General features: G+C 58.8%; 21 protein-coding genes. 13 read left to right on the top strand and 8 right to left on the bottom strand.

What is annotated here, in order from left to right; translation table 11 throughout:
* Positions 1-116 precede the first annotated feature (116 nt).
* Positions 117-419 (bottom strand): DUF1883 domain-containing protein, encoded by a 303-nt coding sequence (locus ACP7B0_RS01160; RefSeq protein ID WP_426139075.1) that lies wholly within the window; start codon positions 417-419, stop codon positions 117-119.
* 262 nt (positions 420-681) lie between these two features.
* Here ACP7B0_RS01160 and ACP7B0_RS01155 point away from each other — a divergent pair, with 262 nt between their 5' ends.
* The 7 genes from ACP7B0_RS01155 to ACP7B0_RS01125 all read left to right on the top strand — a co-directional run bounded on the left by ACP7B0_RS01155 (position 682) and on the right by ACP7B0_RS01125 (position 9,772).
* On the top strand, positions 682-1,509 hold the full coding sequence (locus tag ACP7B0_RS01155) for a LysR family transcriptional regulator (RefSeq protein WP_426139073.1): 828 nt from the start codon (positions 682-684) through the stop codon (positions 1,507-1,509).
* 33 nt (positions 1,510-1,542) lie between these two features.
* On the top strand, positions 1,543-3,600 hold the full coding sequence (locus ACP7B0_RS01150; RefSeq protein ID WP_426139072.1) for a pyridoxamine 5'-phosphate oxidase family protein: 2,058 nt from the start codon (positions 1,543-1,545) through the stop codon (positions 3,598-3,600).
* A 226-nt stretch (positions 3,601-3,826) separates the two neighbouring features.
* Positions 3,827-4,819: a SphA family protein gene (locus tag ACP7B0_RS01145; protein ID WP_426139071.1), complete on the top strand. Its 993-nt coding sequence runs from the start codon at positions 3,827-3,829 to the stop codon at positions 4,817-4,819.
* Between the two features lie 58 nt (positions 4,820-4,877).
* On the top strand, positions 4,878-6,059 hold the full coding sequence (locus ACP7B0_RS01140; protein WP_426139070.1) for an MFS transporter: 1,182 nt from the start codon (positions 4,878-4,880) through the stop codon (positions 6,057-6,059).
* A gap of 52 nt (positions 6,060-6,111) precedes the next feature.
* Positions 6,112-7,563 carry a carotenoid oxygenase family protein gene (locus ACP7B0_RS01135; RefSeq protein ID WP_426139068.1) on the top strand — a complete coding sequence of 484 codons (1,452 nt, stop codon included), beginning with the start codon at positions 6,112-6,114 and terminating at the stop codon, positions 7,561-7,563.
* A 318-nt stretch (positions 7,564-7,881) separates the two neighbouring features.
* Positions 7,882-8,703, top strand: a complete 822-nt coding sequence (locus ACP7B0_RS01130) for an IclR family transcriptional regulator (RefSeq protein ID WP_426139066.1) — start codon at positions 7,882-7,884, stop codon at positions 8,701-8,703.
* 70 nt (positions 8,704-8,773) lie between these two features.
* Entirely contained in the window at positions 8,774-9,772 is a 999-nt protein-coding gene (locus tag ACP7B0_RS01125; protein WP_426139065.1) for a helix-turn-helix domain-containing protein, read from the top strand.
* Positions 9,773-9,811: 39 nt separating this feature from the next.
* Here ACP7B0_RS01125 and ACP7B0_RS01120 read toward each other — a convergent pair whose 3' ends face one another.
* A complete protein-coding gene (locus tag ACP7B0_RS01120; protein ID WP_426139064.1) occupies positions 9,812-10,711 on the bottom strand; it encodes a LysR family transcriptional regulator in 900 nt (299 codons plus the stop codon).
* Positions 10,712-10,827: 116 nt separating this feature from the next.
* On the opposite strand from ACP7B0_RS01120, the gene ACP7B0_RS01115 reads away from it, so the two are divergent.
* From ACP7B0_RS01115 to arsN2, 3 genes are all read left to right on the top strand, one after another.
* A complete protein-coding gene (locus tag ACP7B0_RS01115) occupies positions 10,828-11,256 on the top strand; it encodes a VOC family protein (protein ID WP_426139063.1) in 429 nt (142 codons plus the stop codon).
* Complete coding sequence (locus ACP7B0_RS01110) at positions 11,253-11,840, top strand: glutathione S-transferase family protein (protein ID WP_426139062.1); 588 nt, start codon at positions 11,253-11,255, stop codon at positions 11,838-11,840. The genes ACP7B0_RS01115 and ACP7B0_RS01110 overlap by 4 nt, the downstream gene beginning before the upstream one ends.
* 77 nt (positions 11,841-11,917) lie before the next feature.
* Positions 11,918-12,376, top strand: coding sequence for an arsenic resistance N-acetyltransferase ArsN2 (gene arsN2 / locus ACP7B0_RS01105; RefSeq protein WP_426139061.1), 459 nt, complete (start codon positions 11,918-11,920; stop codon positions 12,374-12,376).
* Between the two features lie 149 nt (positions 12,377-12,525).
* On the opposite strand, the gene yfcF is transcribed toward arsN2, so the two are convergent.
* Both yfcF and ACP7B0_RS01095 read right to left on the bottom strand, forming a co-directional pair.
* The gene (gene yfcF, locus ACP7B0_RS01100; RefSeq protein WP_426139060.1) at positions 12,526-13,158 is read right to left on the bottom strand and encodes a glutathione transferase; all 633 of its coding nucleotides are present in this window, start codon (positions 13,156-13,158) and stop codon (positions 12,526-12,528) included.
* A 137-nt stretch (positions 13,159-13,295) separates the two neighbouring features.
* On the bottom strand, positions 13,296-13,676 hold the full coding sequence (locus ACP7B0_RS01095) for a RidA family protein (protein WP_426139059.1): 381 nt from the start codon (positions 13,674-13,676) through the stop codon (positions 13,296-13,298).
* Between the two features lie 260 nt (positions 13,677-13,936).
* Between ACP7B0_RS01095 and ACP7B0_RS01090 the strand changes: the two genes are divergently transcribed.
* Both ACP7B0_RS01090 and ACP7B0_RS01085 read left to right on the top strand, forming a co-directional pair.
* A complete protein-coding gene (locus ACP7B0_RS01090; RefSeq protein ID WP_426139058.1) occupies positions 13,937-15,475 on the top strand; it encodes a cryptochrome/photolyase family protein in 1,539 nt (512 codons plus the stop codon).
* Complete coding sequence (locus tag ACP7B0_RS01085) at positions 15,472-15,645, top strand: DUF2256 domain-containing protein (protein WP_426139056.1); 174 nt, start codon at positions 15,472-15,474, stop codon at positions 15,643-15,645. The genes ACP7B0_RS01090 and ACP7B0_RS01085 overlap by 4 nt, the downstream gene beginning before the upstream one ends.
* A 47-nt stretch (positions 15,646-15,692) precedes the next feature.
* Here ACP7B0_RS01085 and ACP7B0_RS01080 read toward each other — a convergent pair whose 3' ends face one another.
* The 4 genes from ACP7B0_RS01080 to ACP7B0_RS01065 form a co-directional block, all read right to left on the bottom strand.
* Positions 15,693-16,715: a transketolase family protein gene (locus tag ACP7B0_RS01080; protein WP_426139055.1), complete on the bottom strand. Its 1,023-nt coding sequence runs from the start codon at positions 16,713-16,715 to the stop codon at positions 15,693-15,695.
* A complete protein-coding gene (locus ACP7B0_RS01075) occupies positions 16,708-17,559 on the bottom strand; it encodes a transketolase (protein ID WP_426139054.1) in 852 nt (283 codons plus the stop codon). The genes ACP7B0_RS01080 and ACP7B0_RS01075 overlap by 8 nt, the downstream gene beginning before the upstream one ends.
* Before the next feature lie 18 nt (positions 17,560-17,577).
* Entirely contained in the window at positions 17,578-18,882 is a 1,305-nt protein-coding gene (locus tag ACP7B0_RS01070; protein WP_426139053.1) for an MFS transporter, read from the bottom strand.
* Between the two features lie 101 nt (positions 18,883-18,983).
* The gene (locus tag ACP7B0_RS01065) at positions 18,984-19,733 is read right to left on the bottom strand and encodes an SDR family NAD(P)-dependent oxidoreductase (RefSeq protein ID WP_426139052.1); all 750 of its coding nucleotides are present in this window, start codon (positions 19,731-19,733) and stop codon (positions 18,984-18,986) included.
* 209 nt (positions 19,734-19,942) lie between these two features.
* On the opposite strand from ACP7B0_RS01065, the gene ACP7B0_RS01060 reads away from it, so the two are divergent.
* On the top strand, positions 19,943-20,860 hold the full coding sequence (locus tag ACP7B0_RS01060) for a LysR substrate-binding domain-containing protein (protein WP_426139051.1): 918 nt from the start codon (positions 19,943-19,945) through the stop codon (positions 20,858-20,860).
* Position 20,861: the final 1 nt, after the last annotated feature.

Here is a 20,861-nt window from a genome sequence, read left to right as displayed (position 1 = left end):
TCACGTCGCCAGCATCGCTGCAAACGCCCCAGAACGAAGCTTAGCGTAGTCCAAATGCTTCAAGTCCGGGCAATATTCTCTGTCGCGGCTGAAACAAAGGGTCATACCGGTGCTGATCAACTGAGCGTTGAGCCGGATCGTCGCACGATCTTGATCGAATGCCTGAGGGTCGGCTTGCGGGTCACGCTGATGGCCTTGCGGGTCACGGTGTCAAGGGTGATGTTCCAGAACCCACTGCTGGGCACGACAATCTTGACCGGGAATTTATCAAAAGCTCCGCCGTGGTAGGTGTGACGCCCACCGTTCTTGAAACTACGAAAGTTGGCATCGCTCATCAGGCGAATATTGCAGGTATTGGAGCACTCGATGACAACGAGGTCACCTTCGTTAAGGTGCTCACGCTGGTGGATAAATTTCATGTGGGTTCCAGGCGAATCTAGCGAATGCGCCACGATATCACGGCTGACTCAGGCGCAAGAATGGCGATCGGCAGGCATTCCCTGGACGTCCGGTTCATAAACAGTGACGCGGTATAAGCCACTTATTGCTTTAATCAATGCGGCTACCCTTGGAAACCATCGCGGCTGGCCTGCACATGCCCGGCGATGAGCGCAATCACACATCAGCACGTTACCCATTTAACGCCGGAAACCGGGGGCGACTGTGGACAGGTTCCAGGAAATGAAAATCCTGCTGGCAGTTATCGAGGCCGAGAGCCTGGCCGGGGGCGCCAGACTGATGGGACTGTCGCCCCCCAGTGCAACTCGCGCTATCGCGGCCCTGGAGAACCGCCTCGGTATCCTGCTGCTGGCGCGCAACACCCGCAGCCTGCGTCTAACGGAGGCCGGCAGGCGCTACGTGGAAGACTGCAAACGTATCCTTCTGGAGCTGCAGGAAGCCGAAGAGCTCGCCTCTGGAAGCAGCATCCGGGCACGGGGCAACCTGACCGTCACAGCGCCTGTGATGTTTGGCGAATTATTTCTGATACCGCTGATCAAGGATTACCTCTGCGCTCACGCTGAAGTGGCAGTCAATGCCCTTCTCGTGGACCGTATGGTCAACATGCTGGATGAAGGTGTGGACGTTGCACTGCGTATCGGCCAATTGCCCGAAGGAGGCTTCCACGCCCTCAAGGTGGGAGAGATCCGTCCGGTGATCTGTGCTGCGCCGAGTTTTCTTGATCGAGTCGGCAGACCTGCCAGCCCCAGGGATCTGCTGTCCGCCCGGATCGTCACTGTATTTGGCGCTGCATTTGATGCCGACGAGGTGATCACCCGGGCCCACGCCCTGCTCAAAATGATGGACAGCGAGCTGACCCGGTCGCCCTTCCTGGCAGGCACCACAGCCACCCTCGCCGATGTTGCCAACTATGCGTATATCGCCCATGCCCCTGAAGGCAACGTATCGCTGGAGGACTACCCGAACGTACGCGCCTGGCTGGCCAGGGTTGAAGCGCTGCCCGGTTTTGTCCCCATGCAACGCACCGCCGCAGGCCTGCAAAAGAACTGAGCGAGCGGCGGCCCATTCGAGGAGTGCCCGATCATGGAACACCTGCCCAAGCACCGCCATTCACCCTGGCACGCGGGTGAAAAACTGCTGCAACAGAGGGTCGGCGTCGCGGACCGGATGGAAATATTCGGCCAGAAGGTCATACGGCCTTACATGCCCGACCAGCACCGGGAGTTTTACCATCAGTTGCCCTTCATGATTGCGGGTGCGGTGGACTCGGAGAACAGGCCTTGGGCAACGCTGCTCGAAGGCCCCCAAGGATTTGTGACCTCCGCGGATCCGCAGCGCCTGACGCTGGCCGTCACACCTGATCACAAGGACCCCGCCGCTTCAGGGCTTCAAGCAGGCCAGGCTATTGGCCTGCTGGGTATCGAGCTGCATACGCGCCGCCGAAATCGCGTCAACGGTCTGATCACCGAGGCACTCCCCCATCGCCTGGAGATCGCCGTAGAACATGCCTTCGGCAATTGTCCTCAGTACATCCAGAAACGCACCTATACGCAATTGCCGCGAATAAATACAGACAAACCCAAGCGTCTGGATTTTCCGGCGCTGGACGACCGTACCGCCGACATTATTCGCCGTGCGGACACCTTCTTCGTTGCAAGCTACGTCGAGCTCGAAGACCAAAAACGCTCCGTGGACGTATCCCACCGGGGTGGACGGCCCGGTTTTATCAAGGTGCAAGGCAACCTGCTGACCATTCCCGACTACGCGGGCAACCTGCACTTCAACACGCTGGGAAATCTCAGGCTGACTCCCCGTGCCGGGCTATTGTTCGTCGACTTCGCCACGGGTGACCTGCTGCAGGTTCATGGGCATACAGAACTGATCCTGGAAAGCCCGATGATCGCGGCGTTCGAAGGGGCCGAGCGCCTGTGGACGCTGGATGTGACCCATGTGGTGCTTCGTCCGGCGGCGTTGTCGATACGCTGGCGGTTTGAGGAGTTTTCACCCACCAGCGAGATGACAGGCACCTGGGCCGAAGCGGACCAGCGACTGCTGCAAAGCGAACAGCGTCGGCAATGGCATCAATGGCAAGTGGTTCGGGTAGAACAGGAAAGCACAGACATTCGCTCGTTCTACCTCCAGCCCCCGGCCGGCGCAGCGGTGAAGTACATGCCCGGGCAACACATTCCCGTTCGCCTCCATACAAATGACGGTGAGGTGCTGGTCAGGACCTACAGCGTTTCCAGCGCACCGTCCGATGGCCCGATCCGCATCAGCGTCAAAGCGCAGGGCGCGGCCTCGCGCTACCTCCATGAGCGCCTGCGGGTCGGTGACACGCTGGACGTCCGCCCTCCCCTGGGTAGTTTTACGCTGGAGAGTGAAACCGAACGGGCCGTGGTTTTGATCGGCGCGGGTGTGGGCATTACCCCGTTACTGTCCATGGTCCGGGAGCTGGTCTGGCAGATCGAGCAGCAACAGCGGCATCAGCCTGTGTACCTGTTTCAGAGTGCCAGGACCTTGCGGGACCTGCCATTTCAGCGCGAGCTAAAGGCATTGGCCCAGCGCGCCGGCGGCCTTCTGCGGACTCTGCGAGCCTTGAGCAACCCTGAAGCGGACCTGATACCCGGCGCGGACTTTGATATTTCAGGGCGTCTCGGTTTCAGCCACATCAAGGCCAGCCTGCCCCTGGACGACTACGACTTTTATCTCTGTGGGCCGGCAAGCTTCACGCAGGACATGTACGACGGCTTACAGACCGTGAACATACCGGACTCGCGCATCCACGCCGAGACCTTTGGCCCCTCGATGCTACGTCGTCGTGAAGCCACCCGGCCGCCAATGCGGGTTCAGCCACCACCTGCACGCACTTCGGCGCCCGTGTATTTTTCAGCCTCCGCCAAGGAAGCGCGCTGGACACCCCAAAGCGGCAGTCTGCTGGAGCTTGCGGAAAGCCGAGGACTGAATCCCGACTTCAGCTGTCGCGGCGGCTCCTGCGGAACCTGCAGAACGCGCCTGATCAGTGGCTCCGTTCACTACTCAAATCCTCCGGCGCAAATGCCCGAGGACGACGTTGTCCTGATCTGCTGCGCCGTACCGGCAGAAGATCAAACCGGCACTCACCCGTTGGTACTTGATCTTTAACCCGCGAAAAACCGCCCGCCGGTCAACCCCGCCTGCCTGACAGTTGCCGGATATCCCTTTGGCGCGATGACCGGCCCCGCTTTGATCGCGGGTGTCGTTGCGCCCCGTCATGGCACGCTCAGTCAACTCTGGCCGTTGTACTCAAGCATCTCGAACACCCGGGAAGTACAGTCCAATCGCGAGGGGAAGCTACCCCGCTCACAATTCCAAGAATAGAGCGACTCCGATGAGCCTGACGAAATCCCTGCCAGCGTGCCTGGCCCTATGCGTTGTAACCCTTGCCGTAAATGCTGCGGACGGTCCTCCACCACCTTCTGTGAGTCAGCCCAGCGGTATCAATCTGGGCGGGACCAGTTTCTTCGACGGTTTCGCGGGACCGCCCGGTTTGTCGCATCTGACGTATCTGAAGTTCAGCACTGCGCGCAGCATCCGTGACAACGGCGGCAAAGACAGCAGCTCTTTTGATAACCCGAAAATCAATGTCATCACGCTGATTAATCAACTGAGCTATTACTCCCCTGACACCATCGGGGGCGGTGCGCACCTGGGCTGGAGTCTGTTGGTGCCTATCGTGTCTCTTGACGGAGACTTTGGTGACAACGGTGCAAAGCTTCAGGACAACGGCACCGGCCTGGGTGATATCACGGTGGGACCGCAGATCCAGTTCGACCCCATCGTCAATGCTCAAGGCCGACCGGTGTTTGTTCAGCGCGTGGCTTTCGACGTCATCCTGCCCACCGGCAAATACGACAAGCACAAGGACTTGAACCCAGGCTCCAACTTCTCCTCCTTGAACCCCTACTGGGCCGCAACCTGGATGCCCGCCCCCCGCTGGGAGGTCAGTTGGCGGTTGCAGTATTTGTATAACTTCAAGAACGACGACCCCGCCAGCAGCTCGGCGCAACAGTTTAACGGGCAGGCCGTGCGCGACACCCAGGCGGGACAGTCTGTGTGGTCGAACTTCACCACCTCGTATGAAGTGTTCCCCAACGTGTCGATGGGTATCAACGGGTATTACTTCAGGCAGGTCTCGGATGACGCAGTCAATGGCAGTCGACTCAAGGACTCTCGGGAAAAGGTGCTTGGCATCGGCCCGGGCCTTTTCTGGAAGATCAGCGAGGGCCAGGGCTTTTGGCTGAATACCTACAAAGAGACTGGCGTCGAAAACCGATCACAAACGGATTACGCCGTGCAGGTCCGTTACGCCCATAAGTTCTGAATGACGTGTGCGCCCGCTCATGCATAAGGAGCGGGCCCTTTATCCGAGGTGATGCTCCATGAACGCGCTCGACTCTATTGATAGCAAAAAAACACTGGCCGCCATCTGCCTGATGATGGTCATCTCGTTGGGGACGCTGCAAATCCAGCCTATTCTGGGCGGTGCTTTTATTGACCAGTTGGGCCTGCCCCTCAATGCCATCGGCGCTATTTTTGCGGCGGAACTCATCGCCATGGCCGTGGCCTGCGGCGTATGCGCCTTGTTGATGACCAGCGTTGACCGCCGCCGCTTTGCCCTGATTGCCCTGCTGATCCTGGTGCTCGGCAATCTGGTCAGCGCTCAACTGCACACTCAGACGCAGTTGATGATCTGCCGCATGATTTGCGGCGCAAGCGGCGGCGCTGTCATGGCCGTTGTATACGCTACGGCCGCTCTGCGCAGGTCCAAGGACTCAACGTTCGCAGTCATCAATATCGGCAACCTGCTCTGGGGCATGCTGCTGGTGAGCTCCATGCCGCTGATTCTGAAATCCTTCGGCGTGACCGGGGCGTTTTACCTCATGGCGTTGGCCAGCGCCCTCGCGCTGGCCGGGTGCTGGAGAGTGCCCAAGCGCTACCCTGAACCACTGCGCTCCGCAAACGGTCCGATTCGCCCCTTTGGCCTCACTTCAACCCTGTTGATGATGCTGTTTGCGCTGCTGTTTTTCGGTCATTCCGCATTGTGGGTCTATCAAGAGCGCATCGGCAAAAGCATTGGTCTTGAGCCTGAGCAGATCGGCGGGATTCTGGGCGGCAGCATCCTTGCCGGTGCCTTGGGCGCAGCGCTGGCCGGGCTCATCGGCAGACGCCTTGGCTTGCTGTTTCCACAACTGTTGAGCTTCGGCACCGCGCTGGTTGCGACCCTGATCATGGTCTATGGCAATAGCCCGGTCGCGTTTGTCGTCACGGCGTGCCTGATTCACGTGGTGTGGTTCTTCAGCCTGCCTTATCTGCTGTCGATGGCGGCCGAGCTTGACCCGTCCGGGCGCCTGGCCGGGCTGGGTAACGCCGCTATTTTCGTCGGCCAGGGGCTTGGCCCGTTCGGTGCCGCACTGGTCGTCGGCGAGGGACACTTCCGTGCGGTTGGATGGCTGGCTGCTTCAGCCTACGTGGCGGCTCTGGTTATTTCGTGCCTGCTCGTTGCGCGCTTTCGGCGCGACGTGAGCCCTGCCCATACAGTCCTGTCACCTCAATCAGTTTGATGGGTCTCTTCTTTTCAATGTATCCGTGTGTCCATCTGCAGAGGTTATCCCGATGACAACCCAGTTCCCTGAAACTCCGGAATTTTCTGGCGCTCTTTATACGCCAAGCCGGGTAGAGGCAGAGGTGTTCGACCTGGAGATTGAAGGCACCCTTCCCGACTCGATCCGCGGGGCGTTTTATCAGGTCGCACCGGACCCGCAATACCCACCCATGCTGGGCTCCGATATTTTCTTCAACGGCGACGGAATGGTCAGCGCTTTTTACTTTGCCGACGGCAAGGTTTCCCTGCGGCGGCGCTATGTGAAAACCGACCGCTTGATGGCGCAGCGTCGGGAAGGTCGCTCACTCAATGGCGTCTATCGAAACGTCTACACCAATGATCCGCTCGCGGCAAAAAACAACACCACCGCAAACACGACAGTCACGCCACACAACGGCGTCCTGCTCGCGCTCAAAGAAGATGCCATGCCTTGGGCAATGGACCTGAAAACCCTGGAGACCCTTGGCGAATGGGATTTTGGCGGGCAGATCAAATCCGCGACGTTCACGGCCCATCCCAAACTCGACCCGGTCACAGGGAACCTTCTGGCATTCAGCTATGAAGCCAAAGGTGATGGCACACCGGACCTGGCCTATTTTGAACTCTCACCGGACGGGAAACTGCTGCATGAAATCTGGTTCCAGGCCCCCTATGCGGCCATGGTTCACGACTTCGCGGTCACCGAACACTATGTCGTGTTCCCGCTGATTCCGTTGACGGTGGATGTTGAACGCATGAAAAACGGAGGCCAGCATTTCCAATGGCAGCCGGACCTGCCTCAACTGTTCGCCGTTGTGCCACGCAATGGAAGTGCGCAGGATGTTCGCTGGTTCAAAGGCCCCAAGGACGGATTCCAGGGCCATACGCTTAATGCCTTCGATGAAGGCGACAAGATCTATGTCGACATGCCGGTCACCGGTGGCAACATTTTCTACTTCTTCCCCCAGGCCGACGGTTTCGTCCCGCCACCGGAAACACTCGCGGCCAGCCTGATGCGCTGGACCTTCGACCTGTCCAGCCCACAGGACGAACTACAACCGCAACCGTTGACTGACTACCCCTGCGAGTTTCCCCGCTGTGACGACCGCTACATTGGCCGGCCCTATCAGCACGGCTTTTTACTCGCGTTCGATCCGGAGCGTCCCTACAACCCTGCAAATGGGCCGATGCCGTTTCAGTTCTTCAATTTGCTTGCCCATATAAACCTGCAAACAGGCACCACCGACGCCTGGTTTCCCGGCGACAGCGGATGCTTCCAGGAGCCCATCTTCATTCCCCGCACCCCTGAGGCGCCGGAGGCTGATGGCTATGTGGTTTCCCTGCTCAATTTCATTGCCGAACGTCGCAGCGAGTTGGTCGTGCTGGACTCCCGTGATATGGCCGGCGGCCCCATCGCGCGAATCAAAGTGCCGTTCCGGATGCGTATGTCCCTTCATGGTTGCTGGGTACAAGGGGAAAAATGAAGCGTTGCCAGGAATGACCGAAAGCCGGTGATTCCAAAGGCTCGACCGGGGCGCCGGCAAAACAGGTCGTCCCACAGGTATCTGCCTCGTATTGCCTGTTCCAGAGGGTCGGAGCAACGCTATCCGGCCCACACAAATCTGCGCAATTCCCACATCATAGGATTTTTTGATATTTCTGCTTTACAGGATTATTTCACCGGAATAGATTGAACCCCAATCGCTGCGGTTCAGGCCACGGCCATCGTGCCTGATGACGTGAAAATCCAAATGTCCCGAATCGGCAACCTGCGCAACAGCATTATTAACGAGCAGTAGCCCATGAACACCTTACAAGAATCAAAGCACCTGCCAGAACAGGATAGCGACACCCGAGGCTCAAGCCTGGAGCGCATGCTGCGGGTGCTTGATCTGTTCACGGGAGAGAGCCCGATCTGGACGGTGGACGACATGGGCGCCGCATTGGGTTTCACCCGTTCGACAATCTACCGCTACGTGCGGGAACTGGCCGAAGCGAACTTGTTGTTCCAGGTTGAGGCCGGCCGTTACGCGCTGGGTGCGCGGATCATCACCTGGGACCGCCAGTTGCGGCTGAGCGACCCGTTGGTGCGCGCGGCACAATTGCTGGAGCCGAGCTTCCCGCAATGGAGCGAGCAGCAAGTCTGGCTGATCTGCCGATTGTTCAAGGACCGGGTGGTGTGCATCCATCAATACGGCAACCTGTTCAGCGAGGTCAGCTATTCCCGTGGCTCACCGAGGCCCTTGTTTCGGGGGGCAACCTCCAAGGCCATCCTGGCCAATATGAGCCCGCGCCAGCACAACCAACTCTTCCTGGACAACCCCGATGAGGTGCGCGCCAGCCATCTTGGCCAGACCTGGGAGCAGTTTCGCCGTTCGCTGCAGCAATTGCGTCGGCAAGCCTATGTGGCCAGCGCCGGCGAGATCGACCCAGGCGTCTACGGCCTGGCCGCCCCGCTATTCGACGGGGAAGGCAAAGTCGTCGGCAGTATCAGTTGCCTGCGACCCGTTCAACAGCGGGACAGTGCCCATGAAGAGGAGCAAGGCAAGCAGATCCTTGTCCTCGCGAAGACCCTCTCGCAGCTCATGGTTTCGCTCGCCAATAACCCAAAGCAACCGGGCTGACTCGACCGGGATCGCGCACGTTTTGACCTTTTTGCCCAAACCAGAAAAACAAGAAAAATAGAGGTAGTCGATGAACAATTTAGCCTGTGTGTCCACCGATCAGGTTGTTCGCTCCGACCGGCTGATGAAGTGGAAAGAGTTCATGAGTGAGCATCTGGGTCGCACGCCGGACTACGTCAAACGCCTGGAATCCACGCTCATCGACCCGCTGCATAACAGCAACTTTCAGGGGCGACTGGAATATGGGGATTTGGGGCAGTTGCGGTTTTGTCGAATGACCGCCAGTGCCCATCGCTACTCACGTCACCTGAGCAAAGCAGTGGACTCCCTCGACACCCCGCGCATGTTGATACTGCAAATAGCGGGCGTCAGTCATTTCGAGCAAGGCCAGCAGACTTGCGCACTCGCGCCTGACGAGCTGCTGCTGGTCGACAGCGGCCAGCCCTTCAATGTGACCAGTACACACGGCTGTGAACATTTCATCCTGCTTTTTCAGGGCAAAACCGCACTGTCGACCCCGGCGACAGATGTTCACCTTAACGGGCGTCACGGGTTGGGCCGCATGCTGATGCATCTGGTCAGTGACGCTTATAGCCAATACCCGTTGCTCAATCACCACTCGGCCGGGTTGATCGGCGACAGTATCGTGGGGCTGCTGGACAATATTCTGAAGAACAAACAGGAAGAAAAGCAGCTCGAACACGACTTTCGCTTCTTCAAGCAAAACCGCCTCAAGGCGTACATCGAGCACCATCTGGCCGACCGCGACCTGTCCATCGAGCGCATCGCCAACGCCGAACAGTGCTCGGTGCGCAGCTTGCATCGAGCGTTTCAGGATGAACTGGGGTGCAGCATCACCGAATACATCTGGCAACGGCGCCTGTCGCGCTGTGCCGAAGACTTGCGCAACCGGGAACATGCTCATCGTTCACTCACGGAGATCGCCTATGCCTGGGGTTACGGCAGCAGCGCCCACTTCAGCAGGCATTTCAAATCGGCGTTCGGCATGTCGCCTCGCCTGTTCCGTGAAACCGCGAGCGACGCAAGAGTGAACTCGACCGCTGCATGAATGTGCGGCGCAATTGCCGACAACCAGCAGACGCCCTGCTCAACCACGGTGATCCGGCGTGAGCTTTTCCAGCAACGGGCACGCCCAGTCGACGAACACTTTCACCCTCGGGGAGAGCTGCAACGAGTGCGGGTAGACCAGATGAATCGGCAGTTCCATGGGCTCGAACTCCCGGAGAATCCTGATCAGGCGACCGTCAGCCAGCTCATCCGCCACTTGATAATGCATCAATCGGGTAATACCCACGCCCTGCACGCACGCCAGACTGGCCGTTCGAATCTGATTGCACACCAGCCTCGGGGTGATTTCTTCAGTCAGCTCCTTCTCTTTGTGTCGGTAATACCAGTGGCGACCCTGTGAGGCCAGCGTGATGCACGCGTGCTCCCGCAGCGCGCCCGGGCTGTCGATGGCAGGGGCGTCACGCAGGTAGTCGGGGCTTGCGCAGGTAACGAGGCGGGTTGCGCCAATCCTGCGGGCCACCATGGCCGAGTCAGGGAGGTGCCCCACGCGCAGCGCAAGGTCCAGACGTTGATCCAGCAACGGGAGAACCTGATCGTTCAGGCTGAGTTCAACCCCCATTTCCCGATGTTCTTTAAGAAATGCGTTAACCATCGGCACCAGATAGCGTTGCCCGAATTCAACCGGTGCCGTCAAACGAAGCAGGCCCCGAGGGACACCGTCCCGGGCATTGAGGCGCTGTTCCATATCGTCGACGTCCGCGAGCATGCGGCGGCTCCAGATCAGGTACTCCTCACCCTCACCGGTCAGGGCCATTCGCCGGGTCGTGCGGTTCAATAATCGAACGCCCAGATAGCGCTCAAGCGCTGCCAGCGAACGCACGAGCGACGCTACGGACTGTCCTGTCGCCTCCGCCGCCGAACTCAAGCTACCGCTGTCAACGATCCGAACGAAGTTGGCCATTGCCTTGAGCCTGTCCATTGCCACCTTTTGTATTTGTGCGTTTAGTGCATAACTGTTGTCAGGTACGCGGCATAGGTGAAACGTCCAGGGCGCGGGACACTTCAGCCACTGAAGTCAACCGGAGTTTCACCCCCATGAGCCAACGCCCCAACCCCGCCCGGATTCTCTCATACGATCACATTGGCATTCGTGTCAGCGACCAGCCCCGAGCGTTGTCTTTTTACCAGACGCTGGGCTTCGTGCAGAGCGCGCATTTCCCGCTGCACGAAGCTAACGAGATGCTGAGCGCGGACGGCGTGCGTATCAACCTGATCTTCAATGGCGCTCGCGTCCCCAATGCCCACAACGTCCTGTTGGATGCCCCGGTGAAACTCCCCGGCATGACCCATCCAGCGTTTGTCATTGATGACCTTCAGGCGTTTCAGCTCTGGCTGGAGGAACAGGGAATTGTCATTACCCAGGGGCCGCACCCCATTGGCCCCAGGAGAGTCGCGCTTTTTATACGCGACCCCGATGGCAATGTCCTTGAATTCAATCAGCTCGTCGATGGAGATGCGAAATGAAACTGTACGATCTGGACGTTTCGGGAAACTGCTACAAAGTGCGGCTTTTTGCCTCTCTGGCCAGGATTGATCTTGAACTGGTTTCGGTAGACCTCGCCAACGGGGCGCACAAACAGCCGCCGCTTTCGGACCTCAACCCTTTGGGTCAGCTACCTGTTCTGGAGGACGGACCCTACGTCGTCCGGGACTCCCAAGCGATACTGGTTTACCTGGCCGGTGCCTATGGTGGGCTGGCATGGTGGCCGGCCCACCCGCAAGGTCAAGCCGACATCATGCAATGGCTCTCCTTCGCCGCCAATGAGGTTCAGCACAGCCTTTGTGCGGCGCGGCTGATCAAGAAATTTGCGGTTGAACTGGACAGGCATCAAGCCCTCGCCCGCTCGGCCGTGGTGCTTGCCTTGCTCGACAGCCATCTGGAGCACAATGACTGGCTCGCGATCGGGCGGCCCACCCTTGCCGATTGCGCCGTTTACCCTTACGTCGCCCTGGCCCCGGAGGGCGATGTGGATCTCAAGCCGTACCGCCACATTGCGCGCTGGATCGGACGCATGGAAGCGCTGCCCGGTTATCTGCCCAAGCCCTGAGTCAGGTTGCCTGGATCGTGAGGGCATGAGCGACATCAAGCTGCTTTTGATAGATTACGGCGCATCGGCAGGCCCCCATGGAGACTGAGATGACGATTCAAGCTATTGAAACGACGGGTGAGCGACTTTCTTGTCTGCGCAGCGCCTTGCTGGCCGCGAACTTGCCCGCCGATGATATCGAGCTGCCGGGCCGCACGTTCTTTGAGTTTGAGGAAGACGGCGCGACCGTCGGCTGGGGAGGATTCGAGCTACACGGCACCGATGGCCTGCTGCGGTCAGTCGTGGTCGAGCCGTCCTTTCGTTCGAAGGGGATCGGTTCCTCACTGCTCACCCTCATTGAGCATCTGGCGGCCGAACGAGGTGCCACTCGCCTGCATCTGCTGACGACAAGTGCCAGCCGTTTTTTTGAACAGCAGGGTTATCAGTTACAACCGCGAGGCACCGAGCCGACGTTGATTGCCCAAACGGAGCAGTTCAAACATCTGTGCCCCGGTTCGGCGTCCTATCTGTGTAAAACAGTGGCCGGGGCGGCCTGATCGCGGTGGCTCTTCGGCGGCTGTCACGGCGCTGATGCGGCATACGCTTGAGTGCAGTCGACGTGAAACGCATCAAGAGTCGGCCCGGTTGCTTTACTCAACCGGACCAGGACCTTGGCCATCCAGACCCAAGGTGATTCAGGTGGCGGCTACATCGGAGGACGTTGCAAGCGGACCCACGCTTGTACGCTGGGTCGCTGCCATTGGCGCTGCGCATAATCCGCCAGCGCAGGGGGCACTGAGTCGCCGTTGAGGACCAGCCGGTTGAGCATCAAGGCCAGATCGACGTCGGCAATTGACCATTGGCCAAATAGATTCTCGGAGCTGTCAGCGAGCAGCGCTTGTGCGGCGGCGAATAGCTTGCCCGCTGCCGCCTGCGCATCGGTGGACAAGGGCGCTGATTTGAGCCCGTAAAACACCACCAATGTCGACCGCTCTTGCCGAACAGGCAGCAAATCGCTGCGCAGCCACGCCTGAACCTGCCTTGCCTTCGCCCGCTGTAACGGATCTTGCGGGTAAACCGGCGTCTGCGGAAAAACGTCTTCCAGGTACTCAGTGATTGCCGACGACTCCGACAAGGCGAAATCGCCGTGCACAAGTGTGGGCACCCGTTGGGTCAGCGAGAGGCTGGCGTAGTCGGCGGCGCGGTTTTCGAGCCTGTCGAGGTCCAGAGGTTCCAGGTCAAACTCGATCCCCTTTTCCTGAAGCACCACAAAGGCCGACATGGCATAAGGGCTGGTGAACTGGGAGTCAACGTACAGGCGCAGTCGGGAATTGTTCACGGCGTGGTCTCCATGGGTAGAAGACGACACGCTACGAGATCCAGACCTACAAATAAAATGCATGTTTTTTATAGACCCATTCCCGACGGGAATGCCCCACTACCCGAGCCTGGCAGACTCACTGCCCGACGGGTCTATCAGGCCTTGGCAGCCATCGCAGTCACTTCCACGCGCATGCCTTCTACCGCCAGAGCGGCCACGCCCACAGCGGCGCGAACGGGCCAGGGCTGGGTGAAGAAGCGCTGGTAAACTTCATTGAAGGCAGGCCGGTCAGCCATATCCGTGAGGTAGATGGTCAGATGCAACACCCTGTCCATGGAACTGCCGGCGCGTTCCAGTGCAACCTTGAGGGCTTGCAGGGTGCATTCGCTTTGTTCGAGGATGCCGCCCAACTCCAGGCTGCCATCAGCGCGGGTAGGGATTTGCGTCGAAACCAGCAAGCCGCCAATGCCGGCCACGTCAGAGGAAATGGATTCAGGATCGGGATCAGCGAGGAAGGTAAGGTCGCGGTTTGCCATGGGGATCTCTGCAGTAAGGGGGTGAAAGAAACCTTGCCGCGTTACGCCGGCAAGTGCCCCATAGTATCAAGCAACGACCTCGAGTCACCCTTGTCCCTCAGGCTGGCCTGAAGTCATCTTTGGCAAGCCTTCCCTCACCCAAATGGGATAAACCTTACTAAACTTGTACAAATAAGATTATCTGTATAGCTTTAGCGTCTATTCAGCGGGAGTGGCGTTGCTATGAGATCAGTCGTTTATGCATGGCCGGGTGGCATCCGATGACGGAAACCCGTCGGCTGTGCCTGGTGCTGGGTGACCAGTTGTCCTTAGATCTGGCTTCACTGGACGGCCTGGATCCCGAGCGTGACGTTGTGCTGCTGGTGGAGGTGATGGAGGAAGCCAGCCATGTGCCCCATCATCCGCAAAAGATCACCCTGATCTTCAGCGCCATGCGCCACTTTGCACACGCGCTACGGCAGCGCGGTTTTCGTGTGCAATACGTTCCCCTTGATGAGCCGCAGAACACGGGCTCCGTGCCCGGCGAGCTGCGACGCTGGCAGTCCCTGTTGCACCCGCAGGAATTGCACCTGACGGAGTGCGGCGACTGGCGTCTGGAGCAGTCGCTCAAGGATTGCGGGCTGCCGATTCAGTGGCACGGCGACACGCGTTTTCTCTGCACCCGCGACCAGTTTGCGGCCTGGGCCGAAGGCAAAAAGCAGCTGCGAATGGAGTTTTTCTACCGCGAGATGCGCCGCAAGAACGGGCTGTTGATCAATGGCGATGGCAGCCCGGTTGGCGGTGCCTGGAACTTCGATGCAGAAAACCGCAAGGCGCTGCCCAAGGGGATTACAGCGCCCTACCCGGCAAGATTTTCACCGGACGCCATGACCCTGGAAGTGGTTGCTCTGGTCAAGGAACGCTTCCCCAGCCATTACGGCTCACTCGAGACGTTTGACTACCCGGTGACCCAGACTGACGCTCAGGCGCTCTGGGATTATTTTCTGGATTATGGTTTGGCAGCATTCGGCGATTACCAGGACGCCATGGCCAGCAACGAGCCTTTTTTGTTTCATGCCCGCATCAGCGCCGCACTCAATATCGGCCTGCTGGACGTACGTCAGTTGTGCAGCGATGTGGAGTCGGCGTACTGGTCGGGCAGAATCGCGCTGAACGCTGCCGAAGGCTTCATTCGCCAACTGATCGGCTGGCGTGAATATGTCCGTGGCGTTTACTGGCTGAAGATGCCTGACTACGCCAGCGGCAACCTGTTCGGAAACACCCGGCCTCTTCCAGCGTTCTACTGGACAGGCGAAACGAAGATGAACTGCATGAACCACGCGATCGGCCAAAGCCTGGAACATGCTTACGCCCACCATATCCAGCGGTTGATGGTGACCGGCAACTTCGCGCTGTTGGCGGGCATCGCACCGAGCCAGATCTGTGACTGGTACCTGGCAATTTACATGGATGCCTTCGACTGGGTCGAACTGCCCAATACACTGGGTATGGTCATGCATGCCGATGGCGGTTATCTAGGCTCCAAACCCTACTGCGCAAGCGGACAGTACATAAAACGCATGTCGGATTATTGCCGTGACTGCGCCTACAAAGTCAGCGAAAGCACAACCGACACTGCATGCCCCTTCAATTCGCTCTACTGGCATTTTGTGATGCGCCATAGCAACGTACTGCGCAGTAACCAACGCATGGGCATGGTTTACAAAAACCTCGACCGCATGCCCGAGCCGAAACAGCAAGCCCTGTGGGAACGCGGGGAGGCACTGCTCGCCAGGCTGGACGCCGGAGAGTCGCTTTGAAAAAGAGTGAGCTGGCGGTCAAGACCTGTGCGGTCTGCGGCCTGCCATTCACCTGGCGCAAGAAATGGGCGCGCTGCTGGGATGAAGTGCGCTATTGCTCGGAACGCTGTCGGCGGCGTAGAAGCGCTGGATCGCCTTTATCACCAGTCGGCTCGAAGACAAACAGGTAAGTCCCTGATTGAAAGGCGTCCGCCCGGACGCCTTTCAATCACATCGGTCACAGCCAGTTTTTGATCTGCGCACACACCGCCGGGGTGGATATGCCATAGCGATCATGCAGGGTAGGCAACGCCCCCGCATCCAGGAAAGCATCCGGCAATGCGATTTGCCTGAAGGTAGGCGTCACACCATTGCGCAGCAAAACCGTAGCGACGGCTTCGCCCAGACCGCCGATAACGGAATGGTTTTCTGCGGTCACCACCAGACGACCGGGCTTTCTGGCCTCTGCGAGAATCGTCTCCACATCCAGAGGCTTGATCGTGGGCACATGCAGCACCGCTACATCCACGCCGTCCGCCTGCAACGCCTTGGCCGCTTCCAGCGCACGCATGGTCATCAGCCCGGTGGAAATGATCAACACATCATTGCCGGTGCGCAGTGTCTTGGCTTTACCGATTTCGAATGTATAACCGTATTCGTCCAGCACCAGCGGAACATTGCCGCGCAGCAAACGCATGTAGACCGGCCCTTGGTGAGCGGCTATCGCAGGCACGGCCTGTTCGATTTCCAGGGCATCACAGGGGTCGACAATCATCAGGTTTGGCATGGCCCGAAAAATCGCCAGGTCGTCAGTGGCCTGGTGACTGGGGCCATAGCCCGTGGTGAGACCGGGCAACCCACACACAATTTTTACATTGAGGTTCTCTTCCGCAATCGCCATGCAGATAAAGTCGTAGGCGCGGCGTGAAGCAAACACCGCGTAGGTGGTGGCAAATGGCACGAAGCCTTCGCGGGCCATGCCAGCGGCGGCACTCATCAGCAATTGTTCGGCCATGCCCATCTGATAAAAACGATCTGGATGGGCTTTGGCAAAGATGTGCAGGTCAGTGTATTTAGACAAATCCGCCGACAGGCCGACGATTTCCGGACGTTGCTCGGCCAGGGCCGCAAGCGCATGACCAAACGGCGCGGACCGGGTGGCCTGACCTTCCGAGGCGATGGATGCAATCATGGCGGAGGTTGTGAGTTTCTTCTTTGCCGGACTGCCCGCCGCTGAAGCGTTGTTATTGACGTTACTCATACGTTTTCCCCTCTTCGAGGTTGTTCAGCGCCACATCCCATTCATGTTCGTCCACGCGGATGAAATGAGTTTTTTCCCGTATTTCCAGAAAAGGCACGCCTTTGCCCATTTTGGTGTCGCAGATAATCACCCTGGGCTGTGCTCCGGCATGATTGCGCGCGGCATCGAACGCGGCGACCAGCGCATCAAGATCGTTGCCATCTACTCGCTGGGTGAACCAGCCAAACGCTTGCCAGCGATCCACAATGGGTTCGAACGCCAGCACTTCGCTTGAATGGCCGTCTGCTTGCTGATTATTGACGTCGACAATGGCAATCAGATTGTCGAGCTTCCAGTGAGACGCCGACATGACCGCCTCCCAGGTGGAGCCTTCGTTCAGCTCACCGTCGGAAAGCAGGTTGTACACAAAAGACGCCGAGTGTTTGCGCTTGAGCCCCAGACAGGCACCAACGGCGATGCCCAGCCCTTGCCCAAGGGAACCGCCGGTGATTTCCATACCGGGGGTATAGGCCGCCATGCCCGACATGGGTAAGCGACTGTCATCCGACCCGTAGGTTTCCAGCTCATCAAGGGGGATGATTCGGGCTTCAATCAGCGCCGCATACAACGCAATGGCGTAGTGTCCAATTGAAAGGTAGAAGCGGTCACGCTGCTCCCACTCGGGCTCCTCGGGCCGATAGCGCATGGCATGGAAGTAGGACACCGCCAACACGTCAGCCGCACCGAGCGCCTGGCCAACATAACCCTGGCCCTGGACCTGGCCCATCTTCAGGGCGTGACGACGAATGTTGTGGGCGCGCTGCGCGAGTGGCGTGGACGCACCCGAGGAAAGATTGGCAATCATGTTAAATGCTCCATTGACTCAGCGATTGACCGAAGCTGCCGGAATACGCACCACCAGCAACGCGCCGATGCACAGTACGCCGGTAATCAGATACATACCGATGGCGCTGGAGCCTGTTGTGGTGGTGATCCAGCCGATCAGGTAGGGCGAGCAGAAACCCGCCAGGTTGGCAAAACTGTTGATACCTGCGATTCCGGCTGCGGCGGATACACCACCCAGCAATGTCGTGGGCAGCATCCAGAACAAAGACGAAGCCGAAAGTACGCCCGCCGCCGCGAGGCAAAGACTCAGCACCGAAAGCAACAGATTTCCCCCCATCAATGCCGCCAGCGTGAGGCCGATAGCCCCCGCGATCATGGGGATAATCAGATGCCAACGGCGTTCCTGATGCTTATCCCCACTGCGCCCCATCAGCAACATGGCGACGATGGCACACATGTACGGCACGCTGGTCATCAGGCCAATATGCAGCGGGTCGGAGACACCGGCGTTGCGGATCAGTGTCGGCAGCCAGAACGTAATGGCGTACTGGCCCATGACCACGCAAAAGTAGATACAGGCCAGCAGCCAGAGGCGACGATCACGAATGAACGCGCCGGGCGAGGCATGGGTGACTTTGCGGCTTTCATCTTCAGCGAGCTCTTTTTTGACCAGGTCTTTTTCATCGTGCGAGAGCCACGTCGCCTGATCGACGCCGTCCTTCAGGTAGAACAGCACCAGGATGCCGACGAGCACCGTGGGTATCGCCTCAATCACAAACATCCACTGCCATCCCGCCCAGCCGTGAAAACCGGCGAATGCATTCATGATCCAGCCGGAAAGCGGCCCGCCAATCATTCCCGATAAGGGAATGGCGACAAACCACAGCACCGTCATGCGTGCACGACGATAGGACGGAAACCAATAGGTGAGGTAAAGCAGCAAGCCCGGTGCAAGCCCCGCCTCGGCAATGCCGAGTAGAAAGCGCAGGCCGTAGAACTGCCAGGCGGTCTCCACGAAGGCGAACATGGCGGAAATAATGCCCCAGGAGATCATGATGCGTGCGATCCAGCGGCGCGCACCGACGCGGTGAAGGATGAGGTTGCTGGGCACTTCGCAAAGGAAGTAGCCAATAAAAAACATGCCGGCACCCAAGCCGTAAACGGCCTCGCTGAGCGCCAGATCGTTCATCATTTGCAGCTTGGCAAAGCCGACATTGACGCGATCCAGATAAGCGCACAGGTAGCACAGCATCAGAAACGGCATGAGCCGCCAGGCGGTTTTACGGTAGGCGTTGGAGCGCACGGTGGAGACCGCGTCCATGGACAGGGTGGTGGTAATCATGATGGTCTGATCTCTTGTTTTTATAGACCGCCAGGCTATCGTCGCCCGACGTATCGTCGATCCAGAACAGCACGGGCAGCTTGCAGCCGCCCACGTCTCTATCAGTGAATCAACATGCCCCCGTTCACATCCAGGGTGATGCCAGTGAGGTAGGACGACAAGTCACTGGCGAGAAACAATGCGGCATTGGCCACGTCTTGCGCCGCCCCCAGCCGACCCAGGGGAATGCCGTCAATAATGGCGTGGCGGCGGTCATCCTGCATCAGCCCGCCCGTGATATCCGTGTGGATCAAACCCGGCGCGATGGAGTTGACACGAATGTTGTCGGGCCCAAACTCCCGAGCCATGGCTTTGCCCAATCCAAGCACACCCGCCTTTGCAGCGCTGTAATGCGGGCCGCCGAAAATACCGCCGCCACGCTGGGCGGACACTGAAGACATGCAAACAATGCTGCCTGACGCTTGGGCGCGCATAGTGGGAATCACGGCCTGAGACATCAACAAGGTGCCACGCAGGCTGACGTCCAGCACCTTGTCGTAATCCGCCGGGCGAATGTCCAGGGTCTTGATCGGTTGAGTGATGCCGGCGTTATTGACCAGCACGTCAATCCGGCCGAAGTGTTCGATAACTTTGCCAACGGCAGCCTGGACCTGGGACTCGTCGGCGACATTGGCCGCAAGGCCCAGATGCCCCTCGCCCAGTGAAGCGGCGGCATCACGCGCGGCGGACTCATCGAGATCCAGGATCACAACATGTGCGCCTTGTTGAGCGAAGGTGACTGCGGTTGCCCGGCCAATGCCGCGTTCTGATGCAGCACCGGTGATGATGGCGACTTTGCCTTGAAGAAGCATGGGGAGTACCTCTGTATTATTTTTATTGGGAAAGCGTTATTGAGTCGACTCGATACGTATCGATGACTCAGCTTGTGCCCCGGCCGGACCCTGAGCAATAACGCGAATGTCACTCGATGCTGAAAGAAATTCAGCTCTCGTCAACCTGGACACGAGATGCTTGAATGACAAACGCCCCAATCATAAGAACGAACGCGAAGTCACCCGACATGAACCCTACCGCCAATGCACCCTCCACCCTGCCAGCGCTGAGAGCAATTCAGGCCTTCGAGCAGACTGCCCGCTTCGGCAATGTAGCCAGAGCCGCTGAAGTGCTGGATCTCACCCCGTCGGCCGTCAGCCACCAAATCGCCAAACTTGAAGCGATGATCGGCCGCCAGTTGTTTGTGCGTGCAGCCCGTGGAGTGTCGCTGACGCCGGTGGGAGAGCAATACCTCCGGGACGTGTCCGGGCTGCTTCACAGCCTTGCAATGGCCACCGAGCGGGCGGCCAGCGACGTCAGTCTCGATTGTTTGCGTCTCCACTCTGCGCCCAGTTTCGGTTTGTTATGGCTAATGCCACGCCTTGAAGCGTTCCGCATGAGCCATCCGGACATCCAGATCAATTTGTCGTGCTCCTATGAATCACTCCATTTCAGCCGGGACAAAATCGACGTCGACATCCGCCATGGCTTGCCTGACTGGCCAAGCTACGAAGTCCGGACCGTGCGCAATGAAACCTTTGCCGTGCTGGCCTCACCCAAGTTATTGGCACGGCGGGCGATTTACAGTGCAGCAGACTTGCTGGAATGCGATCTGATCCTCTCGGAAGCCACGCTGCTCAAATGGCCGGAGTGGTTCGCCCAGCACGGCCTGGCGCGACCTGAAAAACCTTATGCCTTGAGCTTCGACCGCTCCTACATGACCCTGGAAGCCGCCAGCCATGGGCTGGGGTTTGCACTGGAAAGTTCATTGCTCGCACAAAAGTATCTGCAGTCTGGAGCGTTAGTTGAAGTCGCCCCGGAAGAGCTGAGTGCGCCGGTAGCGGCGCATCATCTGGTATTCCCCAAGGCTCACTCGGGCTTTCCCCGCGTCAGACGTTTTCTTGAATGGATGGAGAGCGAGCTGGGACACGGTTTTGTGTTTTGAG

The sequence above is a fragment of the Pseudomonas sp. DWP3-1-2 genome, assembly GCF_049896285.1.
Lineage (GTDB): Bacteria > Pseudomonadota > Gammaproteobacteria > Pseudomonadales > Pseudomonadaceae > Aquipseudomonas.
This window is presented reverse-complemented; position numbering and strand designations above follow the sequence as displayed.

Bases quoted from the DNA above. Each gene is read 5' to 3' on its own strand.
- ACP7B0_RS01160 (WP_426139075.1), bottom strand. From the start codon at position 419: ATGAAATTTATCCACCAGCGTGAGCACCTTAACGAAGGTGACCTCGTT.
- ACP7B0_RS01155 (WP_426139073.1), top strand. From the start codon at position 682: ATGAAAATCCTGCTGGCAGTTATCGAGGCCGAGAGCCTGGCCGGGGGC.
- ACP7B0_RS01150 (WP_426139072.1), top strand. From the start codon at position 1,543: ATGGAACACCTGCCCAAGCACCGCCATTCACCCTGGCACGCGGGTGAA.
- ACP7B0_RS01145 (WP_426139071.1), top strand. From the start codon at position 3,827: ATGAGCCTGACGAAATCCCTGCCAGCGTGCCTGGCCCTATGCGTTGTA.
- ACP7B0_RS01140 (WP_426139070.1), top strand. From the start codon at position 4,878: ATGAACGCGCTCGACTCTATTGATAGCAAAAAAACACTGGCCGCCATC.
- ACP7B0_RS01135 (WP_426139068.1), top strand. From the start codon at position 6,112: ATGACAACCCAGTTCCCTGAAACTCCGGAATTTTCTGGCGCTCTTTAT.
- ACP7B0_RS01130 (WP_426139066.1), top strand. From the start codon at position 7,882: ATGAACACCTTACAAGAATCAAAGCACCTGCCAGAACAGGATAGCGAC.
- ACP7B0_RS01125 (WP_426139065.1), top strand. From the start codon at position 8,774: ATGAACAATTTAGCCTGTGTGTCCACCGATCAGGTTGTTCGCTCCGAC.
- ACP7B0_RS01120 (WP_426139064.1), bottom strand. From the start codon at position 10,711: ATGGACAGGCTCAAGGCAATGGCCAACTTCGTTCGGATCGTTGACAGC.
- ACP7B0_RS01115 (WP_426139063.1), top strand. From the start codon at position 10,828: ATGAGCCAACGCCCCAACCCCGCCCGGATTCTCTCATACGATCACATT.
- ACP7B0_RS01110 (WP_426139062.1), top strand. From the start codon at position 11,253: ATGAAACTGTACGATCTGGACGTTTCGGGAAACTGCTACAAAGTGCGG.
- arsN2 (WP_426139061.1), top strand. From the start codon at position 11,918: ATGGAGACTGAGATGACGATTCAAGCTATTGAAACGACGGGTGAGCGA.
- ACP7B0_RS01095 (WP_426139059.1), bottom strand. From the start codon at position 13,676: ATGGCAAACCGCGACCTTACCTTCCTCGCTGATCCCGATCCTGAATCC.
- ACP7B0_RS01090 (WP_426139058.1), top strand. From the start codon at position 13,937: ATGACGGAAACCCGTCGGCTGTGCCTGGTGCTGGGTGACCAGTTGTCC.
- ACP7B0_RS01080 (WP_426139055.1), bottom strand. From the start codon at position 16,715: ATGAGTAACGTCAATAACAACGCTTCAGCGGCGGGCAGTCCGGCAAAG.
- ACP7B0_RS01075 (WP_426139054.1), bottom strand. From the start codon at position 17,559: ATGATTGCCAATCTTTCCTCGGGTGCGTCCACGCCACTCGCGCAGCGC.
- ACP7B0_RS01070 (WP_426139053.1), bottom strand. From the start codon at position 18,882: ATGATTACCACCACCCTGTCCATGGACGCGGTCTCCACCGTGCGCTCC.
- ACP7B0_RS01065 (WP_426139052.1), bottom strand. From the start codon at position 19,733: ATGCTTCTTCAAGGCAAAGTCGCCATCATCACCGGTGCTGCATCAGAA.
- ACP7B0_RS01060 (WP_426139051.1), top strand. From the start codon at position 19,943: ATGAACCCTACCGCCAATGCACCCTCCACCCTGCCAGCGCTGAGAGCA.